We start from the raw sequence: 18,433 nt of genomic DNA, 5'->3' as shown, positions 1-18,433 counted from the left end.
CCGTCCCTGTTTTGTTTTCCCCGATGTTTTCCATTCAAGGGCGGAACGAAACGTGTTACAATGGAAGAAAGATGAAGAAAGGGGAGAAAGGCGACGTATGCCAAAAGTGCGGACGAAAGACATCATTGAACAGTTCCAGCTCGAGCTCGTCAGCGGCGCGGAGGGCATTTACCGCCCGATTACGACAAGCGATTTGTCGCGGCCGGGGATTGAAATGGCCGGCTATTTCGCCTATTACCCGGCGGAGCGTCTGCAGTTGCTCGGACGGAAGGAGCTGTCGTTTTATGAAACGTTGACGCCGGAAGAAAAAAAGTCGCGGATGGAACGGCTTTGCACGGACATTACGCCAGGGATCATCGTCTCGCGTGGACTTGAGGTTCCGCCGGAGCTGATCGAAGCGTCTGAGCGCCAGTCGGTGCCGGTCATGCGCTCGACGATGAAAACGACCCGCCTGTCAAGCCGATTGACAAACTATTTGGAAAGCAAGCTCGCCCCCACCACCGCGGTGCACGGGGTGTTGGTCGATGTGTACGGCATCGGGGTGTTGATCACGGGCAAAAGCGGCGTCGGCAAAAGCGAAACGGCGCTGGAGCTCGTCAAACGCGGCCATCGGTTGGTCGTCGACGACTGTGTGGAAATCCGCCAAGAAGATGAAGATACGCTCGTCGGCAGCGCGCCCGAGTTGATTGAACATTTGCTCGAAATTCGCGGACTTGGCATCATCAACATGATGACTCTGTTCGGCGCCGGGGCGGTGCGGACGCATAAGCGCATTTCGCTCGTCATCGATTTGGAGTTGTGGGACCCGGACAAACAGTACGACCGGCTTGGGTTGAAAGAAGAGAAAGTGAAAATTTTGGACACGGAATTGCCGAAATTGACGATTCCGGTCCGCCCAGGGCGCAACTTGGCGGTCATCGTCGAAGTGGCGGCGATGAATTTCCGTCTGAAGCGGCTCGGGGTCAACGCGGCTGAGGAGTTTTCGGCGCGATTGAGCGACGCCATCGAAGACGGCGCGCACGATTACGACTGATCGTCGGCGTTTCTTGCGTCAAAGGAATGGATCTCGTTTGGGCATGGAGCATAGGAGGTGGAAACGATGGAATCGACGATTCAGCCGCTTGACCGCGTGTTTTTGCACCTTGGCCCTATTACGATTTATTGGTATGGGGTCATTATCGGCACCGGTGTGTTGATTGGGCTATGGCTCGCGACGCGCGAAGCGGTGCGGCTCGGCTTGCCGAAAGAGACGTTTGTCGATTTAGTGCTGTTTGCCGTGCCGATCGCCATTGTCTGCGCGCGGGCGTATTACGTGTTGTTTGAATGGCACTATTATTCAAAGCATTTGTCAGAGATTCCAAAAGTTTGGAAAGGCGGCCTCGCCATTCACGGCGGTTTGATCGGGGCGGTGGCGACGGGCGTGGTGTTCGCCCGCGCGCGCGGGCTGTCGTTTTGGAAGCTCGCCGATATTGCCGCACCAAGCATCATTTTAGGCCAGGCGATCGGGCGCTGGGGCAATTTTATGAACCAAGAGGCGCATGGCGGCCCTGTGTCGCGCCAGTTTCTTGAAAATTTGCATTTGCCGGATTGGATCATCAACCAAATGTACATTGACGGGCGCTATTGGCATCCGACGTTTTTGTACGAATCGCTTTGGAATTTGGCCGGTTTTTGTCTTTTGCTTTGGCTTCGGCGCGTCAACTTGCGGCGCGGAGAGCTGTTTTTGTCGTATTTGATTTGGTACTCGATCGGCCGCTTTTGGATTGAAGGGATGCGCACCGACAGCTTGATGCTCGCCGGCAGCCTGCGCGCGGCGCAAGTCGTGTCCGTGACGCTCATCGTTTTGTCCGTCGCGCTTTGGATCGTGCGCCGGACAAAAGGCTGGGCGGACGCGCGCTATCGGGATGAATAGCCGTTTGAGGCGGCGAAACGTTGCGGACTTGTTCGGTTTTCGGGAAACCGCGATGAATGCAGCCCCTTCGCCGCCGCGCTTCGCAGCGGGAACAATCTTGTCGGGGAGCTGCATTCCCGCTTTTTTCGGTTAGGTGCGGACGGATGAACAAGATGCGGTGCGCGGCATCCAGAGAATCAAGGTTTCACCGCATCGCGGTGATCAAGGCAAGCAAAGGAGAGAGGAGACCATGACAGGAACGTTGCAGCGCGGTGTGCTCGCCGGGCTGAAGACATCGTGGGCGCTGGGGAAAATCATTTTCCCCGTGACGCTCCTGTTGGCGTTGCTGCAGCCGACGCCGCTTTTTTCATGGATCATTGATGGGGTTACGCCGCTGATGAAATGGTTCGGCTTATCCGGCGATGCGGCTGTGCCGCTTGTGCTCGGCAATTTGCTTGGATTGTACGCGGCGATCGGGGCGATGCTGACGATCGAGTTGACGGTGAAGGAAGTGTTCATTCTCGCGGTCATGCTTTCCTTTTCCCATAACTTGATCGTCGAGTCATCCGTCGCCTCGCGCACCGGCATGAGCGTCTGGCTGATGATCGTCGTGCGCGTCGGGCTCGCTGTCGTGTCAGGTTTGTTGATCGCCCATCTATGGGACGGGGGGCAGGAGATCGCCCAATACGGGTTTGTCACGCATGAAGCCGCCCCGCCGTCCGGCTGGGGAGAGATCATCTTGGCGGCGCTGAAAAAAGCGGCCGCCGGCATTGTGCAGCTTGTCGCGATCGTCATTCCGCTCATGACGGTCATTCAAATTTTAAAAGAACGCCATTGGATCGAAGCCGTTTCGCGCTGGATGGCGCCGGCGACGAAGATGCTGGGCATGAGCGCGAACACATCGCTCACGCTCGCTGCCGGGTTTGTGTTCGGCTTGGCGTACGGGGCGGGGGTGATGATTCAGGCGGCGAAAGAAGACGGCGTCTCGAAGCGCGACTTGACGCTGGCGTTCATTTTTCTCGTATCTTGCCATGCGGTCGTCGAAGATACGCTCATTTTCGTCCCGCTTGGCATCTCTGTTTGGCCGCTGCTTTTCATCCGCTTGGTGACGGCCGTATTGCTGACAATGGCGGTGGCGTTCGTTTGGCGCCGCTTTGAACAACCGACTAGAAAGGAAGCCGCTTCATGACGATTCGCACCATTTTGTTTGATCTTGACGGCACATTGATTGATACGAACGAGCTCATCATCCAGTCGTTTTTGCATACGTTGGAGAAGTACTATCCAGGCCGTTACAAACGTGAGGACGTCCTGCCGTTCATCGGCCCGTCGCTCTATGAAACGTTCGGCTCGCTCGATCCGGAACGGGTCGAGGAGATGGTGAAGACGTACCGCACGTTCAACCACGCCCATCATGACGAACTGATTCGCGAGTTTGACACCGTGTATGAAACGATCGAAACGCTCCACCGCCATGGCTTCCGCCTTGGCGTCGTGACGACGAAAATGCACGACACCGCCCTAATGGGGTTAAGAAAAACGCGGCTGGCGCCGTTTTTCTCGTGCGTCATCGGCCTCGATGACGTCACGAGGCCAAAGCCGGACCCCGAGCCGATTTACAAGGCGCTTGAGGTGCTGCAGTCAACACCGGACGAAGCGCTCATGGTCGGCGACAACTACCACGACATGTTGGCCGGCAAAAACGCCGGCGTCAAAACAGCCGGCGTCGCGTGGGCGATTAAAGGGCGCCAATATTTGGAACAATATAAACCGGACTATATGCTCGAGAAAATGAGCGACTTGCTCGCCATTGTCGGCATCAACGAATGAAAGGAGGAATCATCCTCCCGGTGAGACGAACGACCAAATACCCTGTCCAAGGAGCGAACTCGCTCTGGCAATTGTACCGCACCGTATCGTTTTGGAAAGTGCTGAAAAACGTCATCATCATTCAAATCGGGCGCTACACGCCGTTTTTGCCGCTAAAACGCTGGCTGTACCGCACGTTTCTCGGCATGAACATCGGCGAGCAAACCGCGCTCGCCTTTATGGTCATGCCAGATATTCTCTTCCCTGAAAAAATCTGCATCGGCCGCAACTGCGTCATCGGCTACAACACGACGATTCTCGCCCACGAATATTTGGTTGACGAATACCGCCTCGGCGATGTCGTGATCGGCGATGAGGTGATGATCGGCGCGAACTCGACCATTTTGCCCGGCGTGGTGATCGGCGACCGCGCCGTCGTCGCCGCCGGCACGGTCGTTCATCAAGACGTCCCGCCCGGAGCGATGGTCGCCGGCTGCCCGATGCGCATCGTTCGCCGGAGTGAACCGCCTTCCGATTGAACGGGGGCGGTTTTCCATGTTGGAATAGGAAAAAAGGAAAGAAACAAAAAAGGAGAATTGGGGATTTTGGCAAGATGGATCGCCGCTATTTTCATTAGAGTGCAGATCACTGCCTATGCCGTGTGGAACGAAACGGACAAGCGCTTCTAGTTTTTTGAAGCGATCTTGTCCGTTTTGTTATTGGCAAAGCGTTTTCCCCTTGACGCTGTGGCCGCAAAGGAGTAAACTACTAATAACTTCACTTCTCTACCATATTAGCAAACTAAAGTATTTCCTGAAGTATTTCGATAAAGGGCGTGGGGACATGGCAAAAAAGCTGTTCATGTTTGAAAAACCGTTGGGCATGCGCGATACGCTGCCGTTTTTATATGAGTTGAAAAAGCAAGTGCGCTCGGTGATGGCGGAAGAAATTGAGCGCTGGGGGTACGAGTTTATCGAAACGCCGACGCTTGAGTATTATGAAACGGTCGGGGCGGCGTCGGCGATTGCCGATCATCGGCTGTTTAAGCTCCTCGATCAGCAAGGGCATACGCTCGTGCTTCGGCCCGATATGACGGCGCCGATCGCCCGGGTGGCGGCGTCAAGGCTTTATGACGACGGCAATCCGCTCCGGTTGGCGTACAACGCCAACGTGTTCCGCGCCCAGCAGCGCGAGGGCGGTCGGCCGGCGGAGTTTGAGCAGATCGGCGTCGAGCTGATCGGCGACGGCACGGTGGCCGCCGACGCCGAAGTCATCAGCTTAATGGTCGCGTTGTTGAAGCGCGTGGGGTTGGGCCGCTTTTCGGTGGCCATCGGCCATATCGGGTATGTCAATGCGCTGTTTTTGGAGATTTTAGGGAATGAGGAGCGGGCGAGTGTATTGCGCCGTTTTTTATATGAGAAAAATTACGTCGGTTACCGCGAACATGTGAAGTCGTGGCCGCTTTCGTCGATCGATCAAAAGCGGCTGTTGGATCTTCTTTCCTTGCGCGGCGGAACGGACGTGATCGAACAGGCGAAAACGCTCGTCACAAGCGAGGAGGGGCGGCGGGCGTCTGACGAGCTGGCGGCGCTCATGGCAGCGCTTCGGACGTATGGGGTGGCCGAGGCGGTGAAGCTCGATATGGCGCTTGTCAGCCATATGAGCTATTACACCGGCATTTTATTTGACGTGTACGCCGAGCAAGTCGGATTCCCGATCGGCAACGGCGGGCGGTATGATGATTTGCTGGCGAAGTTCTCGCGCCCGGCGCCGGCGACGGGGGTTGGGTTGCGCGTCGATCGGTTGATTGAGGCGATTGGGGAAACGGATGTGCGCGGCGACATCGAGTGCATCGTCTTTAGCCAAGAGCGGCTGGCGGAAGCGGTGGAGCTCGCCGAGGCGAAACGGGTGGAAGGCAAGCGCGTCGTCTTGCAGCATATTGCCGGCATTCGTGATATTGACGCCTACAGCCAGCGCTACCGGTCGATCGTCTATTTGCTTGGCCGCAGCGGGCAATGAATGCCGCAAAAAGAGGAGAACGTCTCGAACAGGAACGACTGGAACGGCTGTCGATGAGGCGGGAGATGGAACGGCTAAAGCCACGAGGGTGTCCGGCTGCGCTAGTTCGGCGAGAGGGAGAGTTTGGCGGAAAAGCGCCGCGTTTGCACATGACGACGAGCAGGGAGGAAGAGTGATGCTGACGATTGCGATGCCAAAAGGGCGCATTTTTGATGAGGCGGTCGAGCTGCTGCGGCGGGCGGATTATGTGCTGCCGCCGGAATTTGACGAGTCGCGCAAGCTCGTCATTGACGTGCCGGAGGAGCAGATGCGCTTTATTTTGGCGAAACCGATGGATGTCGTCACCTATGTCGAACATGGGGTGGCGGATTTGGGCATAGCGGGAAAAGATGTCTTAATGGAGGAAGAACGGAACGTCTATGAGCTGCTCGATTTGCACATCAGCCGCTGCCATTTGGCGGTCGCCGGGCTGCCCGGTGCCAAGATGAATGAAATCGCGCCAAGGGTGGCGACGAAATATCCAAACATCGCGTCGACGTATTTTCGCGAACAAGGTGAGCAAGTTGAGATCATCCGCCTAAACGGCTCGATCGAGCTCGCCCCGCTGATCGGCCTTGCCGACCGGATCGTCGATATCGTTTCGACCGGACGGACGTTGAAAGAAAACGGACTTGTCGAGCTGGAACGAATCGCCGAGGTGACGTCGCGCCTGATTGTCAACCCGGCGAGCTACCGGCTAAACGGCGGGGACATTGAGCGGTTGGTCGACCGATTGGCGGCGGTGATTCCACAACCATAGAAAAAGATGGAAACGGGCGGTTGTCCGCAGAGAGCTTGATGGAGGCTCGGCGCGGCGTTGGCGGAACGGCGTCCGCGGCGCTGATGGGGGCTTGGTGGAGGAAAACGGATCGATGCCATAGAAAGATCGATGCCATAGAAAGGGGAGCGAACGATGAAAATCGAACGGATCCGAGGTGGCGTGTCGCTAAGGCGGACGATTGAAAGCGGAACGGAGGAGCAGCGGCGTGCGGTGCTCGATATCATCGCCGCTGTGCGCACCCGCGGCGACGAAGCGCTGAAAGAATACACGGAACGGTTTGACGGCGTCCGCTTGGATTCGCTCAAGGTGACGGAAGCGGAAATGAAGCGCGCGCATGCGGCGATGGACGCGGAGATGCTAGAGATCATTCGCCAAGCGGCGGCGAACATTCGCGACTACCATGAGCGGCAAAAGCGCGAATCATGGTGGATGACGAAAGAAGACGGCACCATTCTCGGACAAAAGGTGACGCCGCTCGATGCGGTCGGGTTGTACGTGCCAGGCGGGACGGCCGCTTATCCGTCGTCTGTGCTGATGAACGTTATTCCCGCACAAGTGGCGGGGGTGAAACGGATTGTCATCACCTCGCCGCCAAACAAAGACGGCACGCTCCCGGCTGGGGTGCTGGCCGCCGCCTATGAACTCGGCGTGACGGAAATTTACAAAGTCGGCGGCGCGCAGGCGATCGCCGCGCTTGCTTACGGGACGGAAACGATCCGGCCGGTTGACAAAATTTTCGGGCCGGGCAATATTTATGTGGCATTGGCGAAGCGGGAAGTGTTTGGGCATGTGGCGATCGACATGATCGCCGGGCCGAGCGAAATTGTCGTGCTCGCCGATGAGACGGCGCATGCGGATGAGATTGCGGCCGATTTGTTGTCGCAAGCCGAGCATGACGTGCGGGCGTCGGCCATTTTGGTGACGCCGTCGATGAAATTGGCGCTGGCGGTGGCGAGCGAAGTCGAACGGCAGCTGGAAACGCTGCCGCGCCGCGACATTGCCCAAGCGGCGCTCGAGAACTACGGCACCATTTACGTCACCGAGACGCTTGAGGAAGCGGTGGATGTCGTGAACGAACTGGCCCCGGAGCATTTGGAAGTGATGACGGCAGAACCGCTCGCGCTTTTCGGCCGGCTCCGCCATGCGGGAGCGATGTTTTTCGGCCGCTTCAGCTCCGAGCCGGTCGGCGACTATTTCGCCGGGCCGAACCACGTGCTGCCAACCAACGGCACGGCCAGATTCTCAAGCGGCTTGAGCGTTGACGAGTTTGTGAAAAAATCAAGCGTGATTGTTTACAGTGAAACCGCATTGAAACAACATGGCGACAAAATCGCCGCCTTTGCCCGCCTCGAGGGGCTGGAGGCGCACGCGCGCGCCATTGAGGTGCGGCTCGAGAAAGGGGAATGAATGATGGCAAGGGAAGCGATGATCGCAAGAACGACGAACGAGACGAGCATTGAGCTGCGTTTGGCGATTGACGGCGAAGGAAAAGCCGAACTGGAAACGGGCGTGCCGTTTTTAACCCATATGCTCGATTTGTTCGCCAAGCACGGCCAGTTCGATTTGCGCATTGACGCGAAAGGCGACACGCATATTGACGACCACCATACGACGGAAGACATCGGCATTTGCCTCGGGCAGGCGATCAAGGAAGCGCTTGGCGACAAAAAAGGAATCAAGCGGTACGGCAACGCGTTTGTGCCGATGGATGACGCCTTGGCGCAAGTTGTGATCGACTTGAGCAATCGCCCGCATTTTGAGTTTCGCGGCGAGTTTCCGGCAGCGAAAGTCGGCGCGTTTGATGTCGAGCTCGTGCATGAGTTTTTATGGAAACTGGCGCTTGAAGCGCGGATGAACTTGCATGTCATCGTCCATTACGGGCGCAATACGCACCATATGGTCGAAGCGGTGTTTAAGGCGCTCGGGCGGGCGCTCGATGAAGCAACGATGATCGACCCGCGCGTCAAAGGCGTTCCGTCGACAAAAGGGATGCTGTAGCCGATGGAGTGGGGCGCCCCCCGTGGGGAAAGAGTTCCGCAGGCGCAGGAAAGGCGGTCGGATCGAGGCAGCGCTTCCTGCGGGAAAAGCTCCATGGATGCAGGAAAGGCGACCGGATGCCAAGGAGAGGTTTGCACATGGAAGGAGCGCCGTAAAAAAGCATGCCGCCATACCGTTGTTCATTGAACAAGGGGATGGGCATGGATCAGGGAAGAAAGGAATGGGATGACGATGATCGGGATCATCGATTATGGCATGGGCAACTTATACAGCGTCCGCAAAGCGCTCGAGCGGCTCGGCTGCCCGTATATCGTGAGCGGCGACAAAGAGGAGCTCGAGCAGGCGCGCGGGCTGATTTTGCCCGGTGTCGGCTCGTTTCGCGATGCGATGCACATTTTAAATGAGACAGGCCTAGCTGCTTTCATCCGTTCGGCGGTTGAAAACGGCACGCCGCTGCTTGGCATTTGTTTAGGGATGCAGCTGTTGTTTGACGAAAGCGAAGAAAACGGGCCGACAAAAGGGCTTGGCTTGCTTCGCGGCCGCGTCGTCCGTTTTCCGGGCGTCACGAAAACCGGCGAGCCATACAAAGTGCCGCACATGGGCTGGAACCGGCTCCGTTTCCATCGCCCGTCGCCGCTTCTTCATGGCGTCGAGGAAGGGCATGTGTATTTTGTCCATTCGTATTATGTCATTCCAGGGGATGAGGACGTCGTGCTCGCGAGCAGTGAATATGACGTTGATGTTCCGGCGGTCGTCGGGCGCGGCTGTGTGTTTGGCACACAGTTTCATCCGGAAAAAAGCGGTGCGGTCGGCATGAGCATCTTGAACAATTATGTCGGCATCGCCACGGGAAGGGGGAACGGCTGATGGCGGCGTTTACGATTTATCCGGCGATCGATATGCGCGGCGGCAAGTGCGTCCGCCTGCTGCAAGGCGATTACAACAAAGAAACGGTGTACGGCGATTCGCCGGTCGCGATGGCCGAGCAATTCGCGGCCCAAGGGGCGGAGTGGATTCATATGGTCGATTTGGACGGGGCGAAAGAAGGGCGGCGCGTCAACGACCGGTTTGTCATTGAAGCGGCCCGCCTGGGCGTCAACGTGCAAGTCGGCGGCGGCATCCGGACGGAAGAGGATATCGTGTATTATTTAGAAAATGGGGTCGCCCGCGTCATTTTAGGAAGCGCGGCCATTGCCGATCCGCCGTTTGTGAAAAAGATGCTCCAAACATACGGCCGCCGCATCGTGATTGGCATTGACGCCCGCGACGGCTTCGTGGCGACGGAAGGGTGGCTGGCGACGTCCAACGTGAAAGCGGAAGAACTCGGGCGGATGCTCGCCGAGGCGGGGGCGGAGACGTTTATCTTTACGGACATTGCAACGGACGGCACGCTGTCGGGCCCGAACATCGCCGCCGCGGTCCGGTTGGCCGAGGCGACGGGAAAAGAAGTGATTGCTTCTGGCGGCGTCAGCTCGCTTGACGATTTGCGCGCGCTCTGCCAATATGCTGGACAAGGCATCGGCGGTGCGATCGTCGGCAAGGCGCTTTATACGAATCAGTTTACGCTAGCGGAAGCGTTAAAGGCGGTGAGCGAGCGATGATCACGAAACGCATCATCCCGTGCCTCGATGTGAAAGACGGCCGCGTCGTCAAAGGAGTGCAATTTGTCCAGCTGCGCGATGCCGGCGACCCGGTGGAGCTGGCGAAGGCGTACGATGAGCAAGGGGCGGACGAGCTCGTCTTTTTGGACATCTCCGCTTCCCATGAAGGCCGGAAAACGATGGTCGATGTCGTCGAGCGCGTCGCTGCCGAGCTCGCCATTCCGTTTACGGTCGGCGGGGGGATTCATTCGCTTGACGATATGAAGCGGATGCTGCGCGCCGGGGCCGACAAAGTATCGCTCAACACCGCCGCGGTGCTCCATCCGGCCTTGATCGCGGAAGGGGCGGACTTTTTCGGCTCGCAATGCATCGTCGTTGCCATTGACGCGAAATACGATGAAACGCTTGGTTCATGGCGCGTCTATACGCACGGCGGCCGCAACGCGACCGAATGGGAAGTGGTCGCGTGGGCGCAGGAAGCGGTCCGTCTTGGCGCCGGGGAGATTTTGCTGACGAGCATGGATGCCGATGGCGGCAAAAACGGTTTTGATATTGCCTTGACGCGGCGGGTGAGCGAAGCGGTCAGCGTTCCGGTCATTGCGTCCGGCGGCGCCGGCAAGGCCGAGCATTTCCTCGAAGCGTTCGAAAAAGGGAAAGCGGACGCGGCGCTGGCGGCATCGATTTTCCATTACAAAGAAACGTCGGTCGGACAAGTGAAAGCGTACTTGAAAGAAAGAGGGGTGAACGTGCGATGACGGCAGACATTCGCTTTGATGAAAAAGGGCTGGTGCCCGCGATCGTCCAAGATGCGCAAAGCAAGGAAGTGCTCACTCTCGCCTATATGAACAAAGAGTCGCTCGAAAAAACGATCGAGACCGGAGAAACATGGTTTTACAGCCGCTCGCGCCAAGAGTTGTGGCATAAAGGGGCGACATCTGGAAACGTGCAGCGCGTTGTCGACATCCGCTACGACTGCGACGCCGATGCGTTGCTCGTGCTCATCGAGCCGGCGGGTCCGGCGTGCCATACGGGCGCGTATTCGTGCTTTTCCCGCTCGCTGGACGGCGCGGCGCGCGCGCCGCAGGCCGACCGGTTCGCCATTTTGAACGAGCTCGAACAGATCATCGCCAAGCGCGACGCCGAACGGCCAGAAGGGTCGTACACGACGTATTTGTTTGAAAAAGGCGTCGATAAGATTTTGAAAAAAGTCGGCGAAGAAGCGGCCGAAGTGATTATTGCGGCGAAAAACCGGAGTCATGACGAGCTGAAATGGGAAGCGGCTGATTTGTTGTACCATTTGCTTGTGCTGTTGCGGGAACAAAAGTTGCCGCTTGACGCCGTGCTGGCAACGCTTGCCGAGCGGCACGCACAAAAAACGGAAGCAGCGGAACAAACCTAATCGTAAGCCGATGGTTGGCGAAGGCTTGTTCACGGGAACGATTGGAAACGGAGGAATGGAAAAACGGGATGCCCGCCACTCAGACTGCCGGGCTCATGGCTCGCGTGAGCGAACCGCGGAGGCAGCCGGAGGGCGGGGCATCCTTTTTTGACGTCTCCGCCGTTTGGCGGACGGCAATGGCGCTGCTGCCATGTTTTTGAGCTGAGTTTTGTTGTTTGTTTCAGCGGCCAATATGATATACTGTTGCTCGACGAATTTTACGGACAACGGAGGACAGAATGGGAAAACAACTGAAGCAGTCATCACGAAAAGCGACGATTGTGCCGTTTATCCAGAACGGAGAGTATTTTTTCAAAAAAGGAATGAAAGCATACGATCGGGGCGATTTGCATAAGGCGAGGAAGTATTTCGAGCGCGCTGTCCGTTTGGATGAGCGCGATGCGTCGTTTGCCCTGCAGCTGGCGCTAGTATTGTCCGAACTTGGTGAATACCAGTTTTCAAACCAATGGCTGTTCAAAATTATTCATGATCTCGATGAAACGATGGACGACTGTTTGTATTTTTTGGCGAACAATTTCGCCTGCCTCGGCTTGTTCCGCGAGGCTCGGCAATACGCTGAACAGTACTTGGCGAATGAGCCGGACGGGGAGTTTGCCGACGATGCCGCCGACTTGCTTGAGCTGCTTCGGCTCGATGGCTCAGAATGGACGGAAGAAGAGGAGCAACTGATGGTGCTGGAGGATCGGGCCCGCCGTTTGCTTGAGGAGGAGCGGTTTGCGGAAGCGATTGAGGCGCTCGAGGCGATTGTCGTCCGCTATCCGGACGTGTGGGCGGCGCACAACAACCTGGCGCTTGCTTATTTTTACAGCGGCGATGTCGACAAAGCGAAACAGAAAGTGCGTGAAGTGCTCAAACGCGATCCCGGCAATTTGCATGCGCTTTGCAATGCGCTCGTTTTCGCGTATTACTTGCATGATCAGGAGCAAGTCTCTTCCCTTTGCCGGACGCTCGCCGGGCTTTATCCGTTTTTCCATGAGCATCAATACAAGCTCGGGGCGACGTTCGCGCTTGTCGGGCGGTTCGATTTGGCGTTCCGCTGGCTGCACCGCCTGTACAAAAGCGGCTTTCGCGGCGACGGGCCGTTTTACTACTGGCTCGCCTGCACCGCCTACCATACGGGGCATGAATCGCTCGCTCGGAACATGTGGGAAGAGTTTCTCGTGTTTCATCCGGAAAAGCGCGGCGAGGAGCCGTGGGCTGTTCCGTCGTTCGACGAAGCGTTTGCCCGCATCATCCGCTGGATTGAGCAGGAAGGATTGGCTGACCAGTTGTACGGCTTATATTTGTTCAGCCGCTCGAAGCAAGCGGAGGAAACGGCCATGTCGCTGGCGATCTGCCGCTTGTTGCCGGCCGACCCGCGCTTGCGTCCATTCATCGACTCGTTTTTATTTGGCTTGACCGACGGCTCGTCCGCCCGGGCGGGGAACGTCGGCCGTATGGTCGATGCGCTTTCGGCAAATAATGAAGAAAAGGAAGCACTCTGCCGCTTTGCGTTTGCGATTGCCGTCCATCCGCTGGCCGATGGCGAACGGTTTGCGAACGGAGCGGCGTGGGCGGCGGCGATTGAATACATGTGGCGTCGTCAGCAAGGAGAGCGTGTGACGCAAAGAGAGATGGCGGCCAAATACGGCGTTTCGGCGTCGACGGTGCAAAAATACGTGCAAAAAGCGCGCCGTCTCTATACATGAGCAAATCAATAGACAGGGCGAATCGACTTTTATACGATGAAAATGGAATGATTCTCAAGCGAGGGAGTGGACGGTGTGGCAGACGAAAAAATTTACGATGTCATTATTGCCGGAGCCGGGCCGGCTGGGCTGACGGCGGCTGTCTATACATCGCGCGCCAATTTGTCGACGCTGATGATCGAGCGTGGCGTCCCGGGCGGGCAGATGGTCAACACTGAGGAAGTCGAGAACTATCCTGGCTTTGAAACGATTTTAGGCCCGGAATTGGCGACGAAAATGTTTGAGCATGCGAAAAAATTCGGCGCGGAGTACGCATACGGCGATGTGAAAGAAATCATCGATGGCGAGGCGTACAAAACGGTCATCGTCGGCGACAAAGAGTACAAGGCCCGCGCGGTCATCATCGCCACCGGAGCGGAATATAAAAAACTCGGCGTACCGGGTGAAGCGGAGCTCGGCGGCCGCGGCGTTTCGTACTGTGCGGTGTGCGACGGGGCGTTTTTCAAAGGGAAAGATTTGGTTGTCGTGGGCGGGGGCGACTCAGCGGTCGAAGAGGGCGTCTATTTGACGCGGTTTGCCAATAAAGTGACGATCGTTCACCGCCGCGACAAGCTGCGGGCGCAAAAAATTTTGCAAGACCGGGCGTTCGCCAATGAAAAAATTGATTTCATCTGGAACCATACGGTGAAACAAATCAACGAAAAGGACGGAAAAGTCGGCAGCGTGACGCTTGTGCATACGCAAACGGGCGAGGAGCGCGAATTTCCGTGCGACGGCGTTTTCATTTACATCGGGATGGTGCCGCTCTCGAAGCCGTTTGCCAATCTTGGCATCACGAATGAAAACGGCTATATCGTCACGAACGAAAAGATGGAGACGAAAGTGCCGGGCATTTTCGCCGCCGGTGATGTGCGGGAAAAAACGCTCCGGCAAATCGTGACGGCTACCGGCGACGGCAGCATCGCCGCGCAAAGCGCCCAGCATTACGTTGAGGAACTGAAAGAAAAGCTCCATAAGCAAGGGGTCAGCTGATCCGGTAACCAAATCGCAATCAAATCGTAATGGTTATTTAACCCAGATGTAACACGGGCGCAACACATTTGTCGTATGCTATAAGTAAGTAATTGACCCCCTTTTATATAGATCCTTTTTGGCGCGGGCGTTTGTCCGCGTCTCTTTTTTTGCCGGGCGCTTGCATCCTGCCGTTTCGCTTGAAACGGCGGGGATGGCGTCTTTCGGCTGGAAGCGGAATGTTGGGCCCCGAGGTTTTTGCAGACGGGAAGCGGACGGTTTCCAGCGGTTTGAAGGTGGAGCGGCCTAACTATTTATGGTAAAATAAAGATGATTATGTGCGTGTTTGCGGATGGTTGGGGTGAACGAATTGCAACGGGTGACAAACTGCGTATTATATAAAGACGGCCAAGTGCTGCTGTTGCAAAAGCCGAGGCGCGGCTGGTGGGTCGCTCCGGGCGGGAAAATGGAGCCCGGTGAGACGGTGCGCGAAGCATGCATTCGTGAATACCGGGAAGAGACGGGCATTTATTTGAAAAATCCAGAGCTGAAAGGCGTCTTTACGATCGTGATGAAAAACGGGAATGAAACAGTATCGGAGTGGATGATGTTTACGTTTTTCGCCGACGACTTCATCGGCGAAAACGTGCCGTCTTCCGAAGAAGGGACGCTCGCTTGGCATAAGGTTGAAGCGCTGTCCACGTTGCCGATGGCCCCAGGAGACTACCATATTTTAGAATACGCTGTCAAAGGCAAAGGGGTCATGTACGGAACGTTTGTATATACGGAGGAGTTTGAGTTGCTTTCATATCGTCTTGATCCAAGTTAGCGGAAGGGGAGCAGAAAAATGGGGAAACACGGGGCGCAGCAACCGATTCAACTCGTTATCATCACCGGCATGTCCGGGGCAGGCAAAACGGTGGCGATCCAAAGCTTTGAAGACCTCGGCTTTTTTTGTGTCGACAACTTGCCGCCGACGCTGTTGCCGAAGTTTTTGGAGCTTGTGAAAGAGTCCGGGAATAAAATGAATAAAGTCGCGCTCGTCATGGATTTGCGCAGCCGCGACTTTTTCGACCACTTGTTTGCCGCGCTCGATGAGTTGGCCGGGCAGGCGTGGATTATGCCGCAAATTTTGTTTTTGGATGCGCAAGACTCGACGCTTGTGGCCCGCTATAAAGAAACGCGGCGGACGCATCCGCTCGCGCCGAATGAGCCGCCGCTTGAAGGCATCCGCCTGGAGCGGAAACTGCTTGAGGAGCTCAAAGGGCGGGCGCAAATCGTTTATGACACGACTGGGCTCAAGCCGCGCGAACTGCGGGAGAAAATCGTCCGCCAGTTTTCATCGCACGCCCAGTCCGGCTTTATGGTCAACGTTATGTCGTTTGGATTTAAATACGGCATCCCGATTGACGCTGACTTGGTGTTTGATGTCCGCTTTTTGCCGAACCCGCACTACATTGAGCATATGCGGCCGAAAACCGGGCTCGATGAGGAAGTGGCGTCATATGTGCTCAAATGGGGAGAAACGCAAAAGTTTTTGGAAAAGCTGATTGATTTGCTGGCGTTTATGCTGCCGTATTACCAGCGCGAAGGAAAAAGCCAGCTGGTGATCGCCATCGGCTGCACGGGCGGTCAGCATCGTTCCGTGGCGCTCGCTGAGCATATCGCCCGCCATTTTTCCGCCAATTATAAAACGGTTGTCTCGCACCGGGACATGGAGAGGAGAAAGGAAGCGCATCGATGAGAGACAAACGAGCAGCGAAGATCGTCGTCATCGGCGGCGGCACTGGGCTTCCCGTCCTGCTTCGGGGTCTGAAACAGCACGATCTTGACTTGACGGCTATCGTCACCGTCGCCGATGACGGGGGGAGTTCCGGGCGGCTCCGGGACGAACTGCACATCCCGCCGCCTGGGGATGTGCGCAACGTGCTCGCCGCGCTGTCTGATGTCGAACCGCTTATTGTTGAGCTGTTTCAACACCGTTTTCAAAACGGCAACGGCTTATCGGGACACTCGCTCGGCAATTTGATTTTGGCGGCGCTTACATCGATCACCGGCGATTTTGTGAAGGCGATCCGCGAAATGAGCAAAGTGTTGAACGTACGCGGCCAAGTGTTGCCGGCGGCGAACAAAAGCGTCGTGTTGCACGCGGAAATGGAAGATGGTACCATTATTTCGGGCGAGTCGAAAATTCCTGGCGCGGGGAAAAAAATTAAGAGGGTGTTTTTAACCCCGGAAGATATTGAACCGTTGCCGGAGACGACCGCCGCCATCCGCGGCGCCGACTTGATTGTCATCGGCCCGGGGAGTCTGTACACAAGCATTTTGCCGAACTTGCTCGTGCCGAAAATCGGGCAGGAAGTGTGCAAGGCGAAGGCGAAAAAAGTCTATATATGCAACATTATGACCCAGGCCGGCGAGACGCCGCACTATACGGTGAGCGACCATGTGAAGGCGCTTCATGACCATCTTGGCGTCCCGTTTTTGGATGCCGTCATCGTCAACAGCGGGGCGATTCCGGAATCCATCCGCCGCCGGTATGAAGAGGAGCGGGCCGAGCCGGTGCATGATGACAGCGGCACGCTCGGCGTGCAGGTGATCCGTGACGATATTGTTACGTACGATGATGGGGTCATTCGCCATAATACAGGGAAAGTCGCCGCCCTCCTTCTCGGGCTGCTTCCCCGCTGCTAGACGGCGGGCGCTGTGTGCCTGATCCGCATACGCATAGGCCAAGGAGACGGGGCGCGAGGGGCGGCGGCCGCATGGCCGCGCCGAGAGTTGGGCACCTCCAACCGGCCGGTACGGGAGCGAATGGAGGTGGAACGATCATGTCTTTTGCGTCCGAAACGAAGAAGGAGCTGACGAATTTAGAGGTCAAGCGCTGCTGCTTGCGGGCCGAGCTGTCGGCGCTGTTGCGCATGAACGGCTCACTGTCGTTTTCCGGCGGGCGGATGGCGGTCGATGTCCAAACGGAAAATGCGGCGATCGCCCGGCGCATTTATACGCTGTTGAAAAAAGGGTATGACGTCGCGGTTGAGCTGTTTGTCCGCAAAAAAATGCGTTTAAAGAAAAATAACGTGTATATCGTCCGCATTACCGACGGCGCCGCCCCGCTGCTCCGTGATCTTTGCATTTGGAACGGCGATTTTTCGTTCATTCATGACATCGATCCGGAACTTGTCAAGAAAAAATGCTGTAAGCGCTCGTATTTGCGTGGTGCGTTTTTGGCCGGCGGCTCGGTCAACAATCCGGAGACGTCCTCGTATCACTTGGAGATTTTTTCTTTGTACGAGGATCATAACCGCTCTTTATGTGAACTGATGAACAGCCACTTTTTTTTAAATGCGAAAATGTTGGAACGGAAAAAGGGGTTTATTACGTATTTAAAAGAGGCAGAGAAAATTGCCGAGTTTTTGAACATCATCGGCGCTCACCAGGCGCTGCTCCGCTTTGAAGACATCCGCATCGTCCGCGATATGCGCAACTCGGTCAACCGGCTTGTCAATTGCGAGACGGCCAATTTGAACAAAACGATCGGCGCTGCGCTTCGCCAGGTGGAAAACATCCGCTACATCGACGAGACGATCGGCCTCGACGCCTTGCCAGCGAAGCTGCGGGAAATCGCGAAGCTTCGCATCGAGCATCAAGACGTGACGCTGAAAGAGCTTGGCGAGATGGTCGCCGGCGGCAAAATCAGCAAATCCGGCATCAACCACCGGCTACGCAAAATTGATGAGATCGCGGAGCGGCTGCGGGCTGGAAAGCCGATCGATTTCCATAAATCGCTGTAAAGGGGAGATGGAGAATGGTGGAAAAACAAGTGAAAGTAAAATTAGAAACCGGGCTGCAGGCGCGCCCGGCGGCGTTGTTTGTCCAAGAAGCGAACCGTTTTTCCGCTGATGTATTTTTGGAAAAAGATGGAAAACAGGTGAACGCGAAAAGCATTATGGGCTTGATGAGCCTCGCCATCGGCCATGGAGCGGTGATCACGCTCATTGCCGACGGTCCGGATGAGCAAGAAGCGATCGAAAAGCTCGCCGCCTATGTGCAAAAGGAAAAGTAAAGCAGCGTGTGGGGCTGGCGGGGAAAGGAATGGAAAAGGCTGCTCCGTTTTTGTCGGAAGCAGCCTTTTTT

General features: G+C 56.4%; 20 protein-coding genes. All 20 read left to right on the top strand.

Translation table 11 applies throughout. From position 1 onward, the window contains the following. Positions 1-97: 97 nt before the first annotated feature. The 20 genes from hprK (at position 98) to NSQ51_RS14585 (ending at position 18,362) form a co-directional block, all read left to right on the top strand. A complete protein-coding gene (gene hprK, locus NSQ51_RS14680; RefSeq protein WP_049625138.1) occupies positions 98-1,033 on the top strand; it encodes an HPr(Ser) kinase/phosphatase in 936 nt (311 codons plus the stop codon). Between the two features lie 66 nt (positions 1,034-1,099). Then, entirely contained in the window at positions 1,100-1,912 is an 813-nt protein-coding gene (gene lgt, locus NSQ51_RS14675; protein WP_033015140.1) for a prolipoprotein diacylglyceryl transferase, read from the top strand. 229 nt (positions 1,913-2,141) lie between these two features. Beyond that, the gene (locus NSQ51_RS14670; protein ID WP_033015034.1) at positions 2,142-3,080 is read left to right on the top strand and encodes a nucleoside recognition domain-containing protein; all 939 of its coding nucleotides are present in this window, start codon (positions 2,142-2,144) and stop codon (positions 3,078-3,080) included. Beyond that, positions 3,077-3,721 (top strand): pyrophosphatase PpaX, encoded by a 645-nt coding sequence (gene ppaX / locus NSQ51_RS14665; protein WP_033015037.1) that lies wholly within the window; start codon positions 3,077-3,079, stop codon positions 3,719-3,721. The genes NSQ51_RS14670 and ppaX overlap by 4 nt, the downstream gene beginning before the upstream one ends. Positions 3,722-3,741: 20 nt before the next feature. After that, complete coding sequence (locus NSQ51_RS14660) at positions 3,742-4,239, top strand: DapH/DapD/GlmU-related protein (protein WP_049625151.1); 498 nt, start codon at positions 3,742-3,744, stop codon at positions 4,237-4,239. A 304-nt stretch (positions 4,240-4,543) separates the two neighbouring features. After that, a complete protein-coding gene (locus NSQ51_RS14655) occupies positions 4,544-5,719 on the top strand; it encodes an ATP phosphoribosyltransferase regulatory subunit (RefSeq protein WP_049625139.1) in 1,176 nt (391 codons plus the stop codon). Between the two features lie 175 nt (positions 5,720-5,894). Continuing rightward, the gene (gene hisG / locus NSQ51_RS14650) at positions 5,895-6,518 is read left to right on the top strand and encodes an ATP phosphoribosyltransferase (RefSeq protein ID WP_033012052.1); all 624 of its coding nucleotides are present in this window, start codon (positions 5,895-5,897) and stop codon (positions 6,516-6,518) included. A 153-nt stretch (positions 6,519-6,671) separates the two neighbouring features. Further along, on the top strand, positions 6,672-7,946 hold the full coding sequence (hisD, locus tag NSQ51_RS14645; protein ID WP_033015041.1) for a histidinol dehydrogenase: 1,275 nt from the start codon (positions 6,672-6,674) through the stop codon (positions 7,944-7,946). 3 nt (positions 7,947-7,949) lie between these two features. Then, positions 7,950-8,537: an imidazoleglycerol-phosphate dehydratase HisB gene (hisB, locus tag NSQ51_RS14640; RefSeq protein ID WP_033015142.1), complete on the top strand. Its 588-nt coding sequence runs from the start codon at positions 7,950-7,952 to the stop codon at positions 8,535-8,537. Between the two features lie 225 nt (positions 8,538-8,762). Next, positions 8,763-9,404, top strand: a complete 642-nt coding sequence (gene hisH / locus NSQ51_RS14635; protein WP_049625140.1) for an imidazole glycerol phosphate synthase subunit HisH — start codon at positions 8,763-8,765, stop codon at positions 9,402-9,404. Next, complete coding sequence (gene hisA / locus NSQ51_RS14630; protein WP_049625141.1) at positions 9,404-10,138, top strand: 1-(5-phosphoribosyl)-5-[(5-phosphoribosylamino)methylideneamino]imidazole-4-carboxamide isomerase; 735 nt, start codon at positions 9,404-9,406, stop codon at positions 10,136-10,138. Before hisH ends, hisA begins: the two co-directional genes overlap by 1 nt. Then, the gene (gene hisF / locus NSQ51_RS14625) at positions 10,135-10,893 is read left to right on the top strand and encodes an imidazole glycerol phosphate synthase subunit HisF (protein ID WP_049625142.1); all 759 of its coding nucleotides are present in this window, start codon (positions 10,135-10,137) and stop codon (positions 10,891-10,893) included. Before hisA ends, hisF begins: the two co-directional genes overlap by 4 nt. After that, entirely contained in the window at positions 10,890-11,537 is a 648-nt protein-coding gene (gene hisIE / locus NSQ51_RS14620; RefSeq protein ID WP_033015053.1) for a bifunctional phosphoribosyl-AMP cyclohydrolase/phosphoribosyl-ATP diphosphatase HisIE, read from the top strand. Before hisF ends, hisIE begins: the two co-directional genes overlap by 4 nt. Positions 11,538-11,815: 278 nt before the next feature. Continuing rightward, entirely contained in the window at positions 11,816-13,285 is a 1,470-nt protein-coding gene (locus tag NSQ51_RS14615) for a tetratricopeptide repeat protein (RefSeq protein ID WP_033015056.1), read from the top strand. 75 nt (positions 13,286-13,360) lie between these two features. Further along, positions 13,361-14,317 carry a thioredoxin-disulfide reductase gene (trxB, locus tag NSQ51_RS14610; protein WP_013146376.1) on the top strand — a complete coding sequence of 319 codons (957 nt, stop codon included), beginning with the start codon at positions 13,361-13,363 and terminating at the stop codon, positions 14,315-14,317. A gap of 331 nt (positions 14,318-14,648) precedes the next feature. Next, entirely contained in the window at positions 14,649-15,125 is a 477-nt protein-coding gene (locus NSQ51_RS14605) for an 8-oxo-dGTP diphosphatase (RefSeq protein WP_033015058.1), read from the top strand. Positions 15,126-15,143: 18 nt separating this feature from the next. Further along, positions 15,144-16,040 carry an RNase adapter RapZ gene (gene rapZ / locus NSQ51_RS14600; protein ID WP_033015060.1) on the top strand — a complete coding sequence of 299 codons (897 nt, stop codon included), beginning with the start codon at positions 15,144-15,146 and terminating at the stop codon, positions 16,038-16,040. Beyond that, positions 16,037-16,990 carry a YvcK family protein gene (locus NSQ51_RS14595; protein ID WP_049625143.1) on the top strand — a complete coding sequence of 318 codons (954 nt, stop codon included), beginning with the start codon at positions 16,037-16,039 and terminating at the stop codon, positions 16,988-16,990. Before rapZ ends, NSQ51_RS14595 begins: the two co-directional genes overlap by 4 nt. Positions 16,991-17,127: 137 nt before the next feature. Then, on the top strand, positions 17,128-18,090 hold the full coding sequence (whiA, locus tag NSQ51_RS14590) for a DNA-binding protein WhiA (protein WP_033015064.1): 963 nt from the start codon (positions 17,128-17,130) through the stop codon (positions 18,088-18,090). A 14-nt stretch (positions 18,091-18,104) separates the two neighbouring features. Then, positions 18,105-18,362: an HPr family phosphocarrier protein gene (locus NSQ51_RS14585; protein ID WP_033015070.1), complete on the top strand. Its 258-nt coding sequence runs from the start codon at positions 18,105-18,107 to the stop codon at positions 18,360-18,362. Positions 18,363-18,433 lie beyond the last annotated feature (71 nt).

This window comes from Geobacillus sp. FSL K6-0789, from assembly GCF_038593135.1.
GTDB classification, from domain to species: domain Bacteria; phylum Bacillota; class Bacilli; order Bacillales; family Anoxybacillaceae; genus Geobacillus; species Geobacillus stearothermophilus.
This window is presented reverse-complemented; position numbering and strand designations above follow the sequence as displayed.

Coding starts and splice junctions, on each gene's coding strand:
- hprK (WP_049625138.1), top strand. CDS start 98: ATGCCAAAAGTGCGGACGAAAGACATCATTGAACAGTTCCAGCTCGAG.
- lgt (WP_033015140.1), top strand. CDS start 1,100: ATGGAATCGACGATTCAGCCGCTTGACCGCGTGTTTTTGCACCTTGGC.
- NSQ51_RS14670 (WP_033015034.1), top strand. CDS start 2,142: ATGACAGGAACGTTGCAGCGCGGTGTGCTCGCCGGGCTGAAGACATCG.
- ppaX (WP_033015037.1), top strand. CDS start 3,077: ATGACGATTCGCACCATTTTGTTTGATCTTGACGGCACATTGATTGAT.
- NSQ51_RS14655 (WP_049625139.1), top strand. CDS start 4,544: ATGGCAAAAAAGCTGTTCATGTTTGAAAAACCGTTGGGCATGCGCGAT.
- hisG (WP_033012052.1), top strand. CDS start 5,895: ATGCTGACGATTGCGATGCCAAAAGGGCGCATTTTTGATGAGGCGGTC.
- hisD (WP_033015041.1), top strand. CDS start 6,672: ATGAAAATCGAACGGATCCGAGGTGGCGTGTCGCTAAGGCGGACGATT.
- hisB (WP_033015142.1), top strand. CDS start 7,950: ATGGCAAGGGAAGCGATGATCGCAAGAACGACGAACGAGACGAGCATT.
- hisH (WP_049625140.1), top strand. CDS start 8,763: ATGACGATGATCGGGATCATCGATTATGGCATGGGCAACTTATACAGC.
- hisA (WP_049625141.1), top strand. CDS start 9,404: ATGGCGGCGTTTACGATTTATCCGGCGATCGATATGCGCGGCGGCAAG.
- hisF (WP_049625142.1), top strand. CDS start 10,135: ATGATCACGAAACGCATCATCCCGTGCCTCGATGTGAAAGACGGCCGC.
- hisIE (WP_033015053.1), top strand. CDS start 10,890: ATGACGGCAGACATTCGCTTTGATGAAAAAGGGCTGGTGCCCGCGATC.
- NSQ51_RS14615 (WP_033015056.1), top strand. CDS start 11,816: ATGGGAAAACAACTGAAGCAGTCATCACGAAAAGCGACGATTGTGCCG.
- NSQ51_RS14605 (WP_033015058.1), top strand. CDS start 14,649: ATGGTTGGGGTGAACGAATTGCAACGGGTGACAAACTGCGTATTATAT.
- rapZ (WP_033015060.1), top strand. CDS start 15,144: ATGGGGAAACACGGGGCGCAGCAACCGATTCAACTCGTTATCATCACC.
- NSQ51_RS14595 (WP_049625143.1), top strand. CDS start 16,037: ATGAGAGACAAACGAGCAGCGAAGATCGTCGTCATCGGCGGCGGCACT.
- whiA (WP_033015064.1), top strand. CDS start 17,128: ATGTCTTTTGCGTCCGAAACGAAGAAGGAGCTGACGAATTTAGAGGTC.
- NSQ51_RS14585 (WP_033015070.1), top strand. CDS start 18,105: ATGGTGGAAAAACAAGTGAAAGTAAAATTAGAAACCGGGCTGCAGGCG.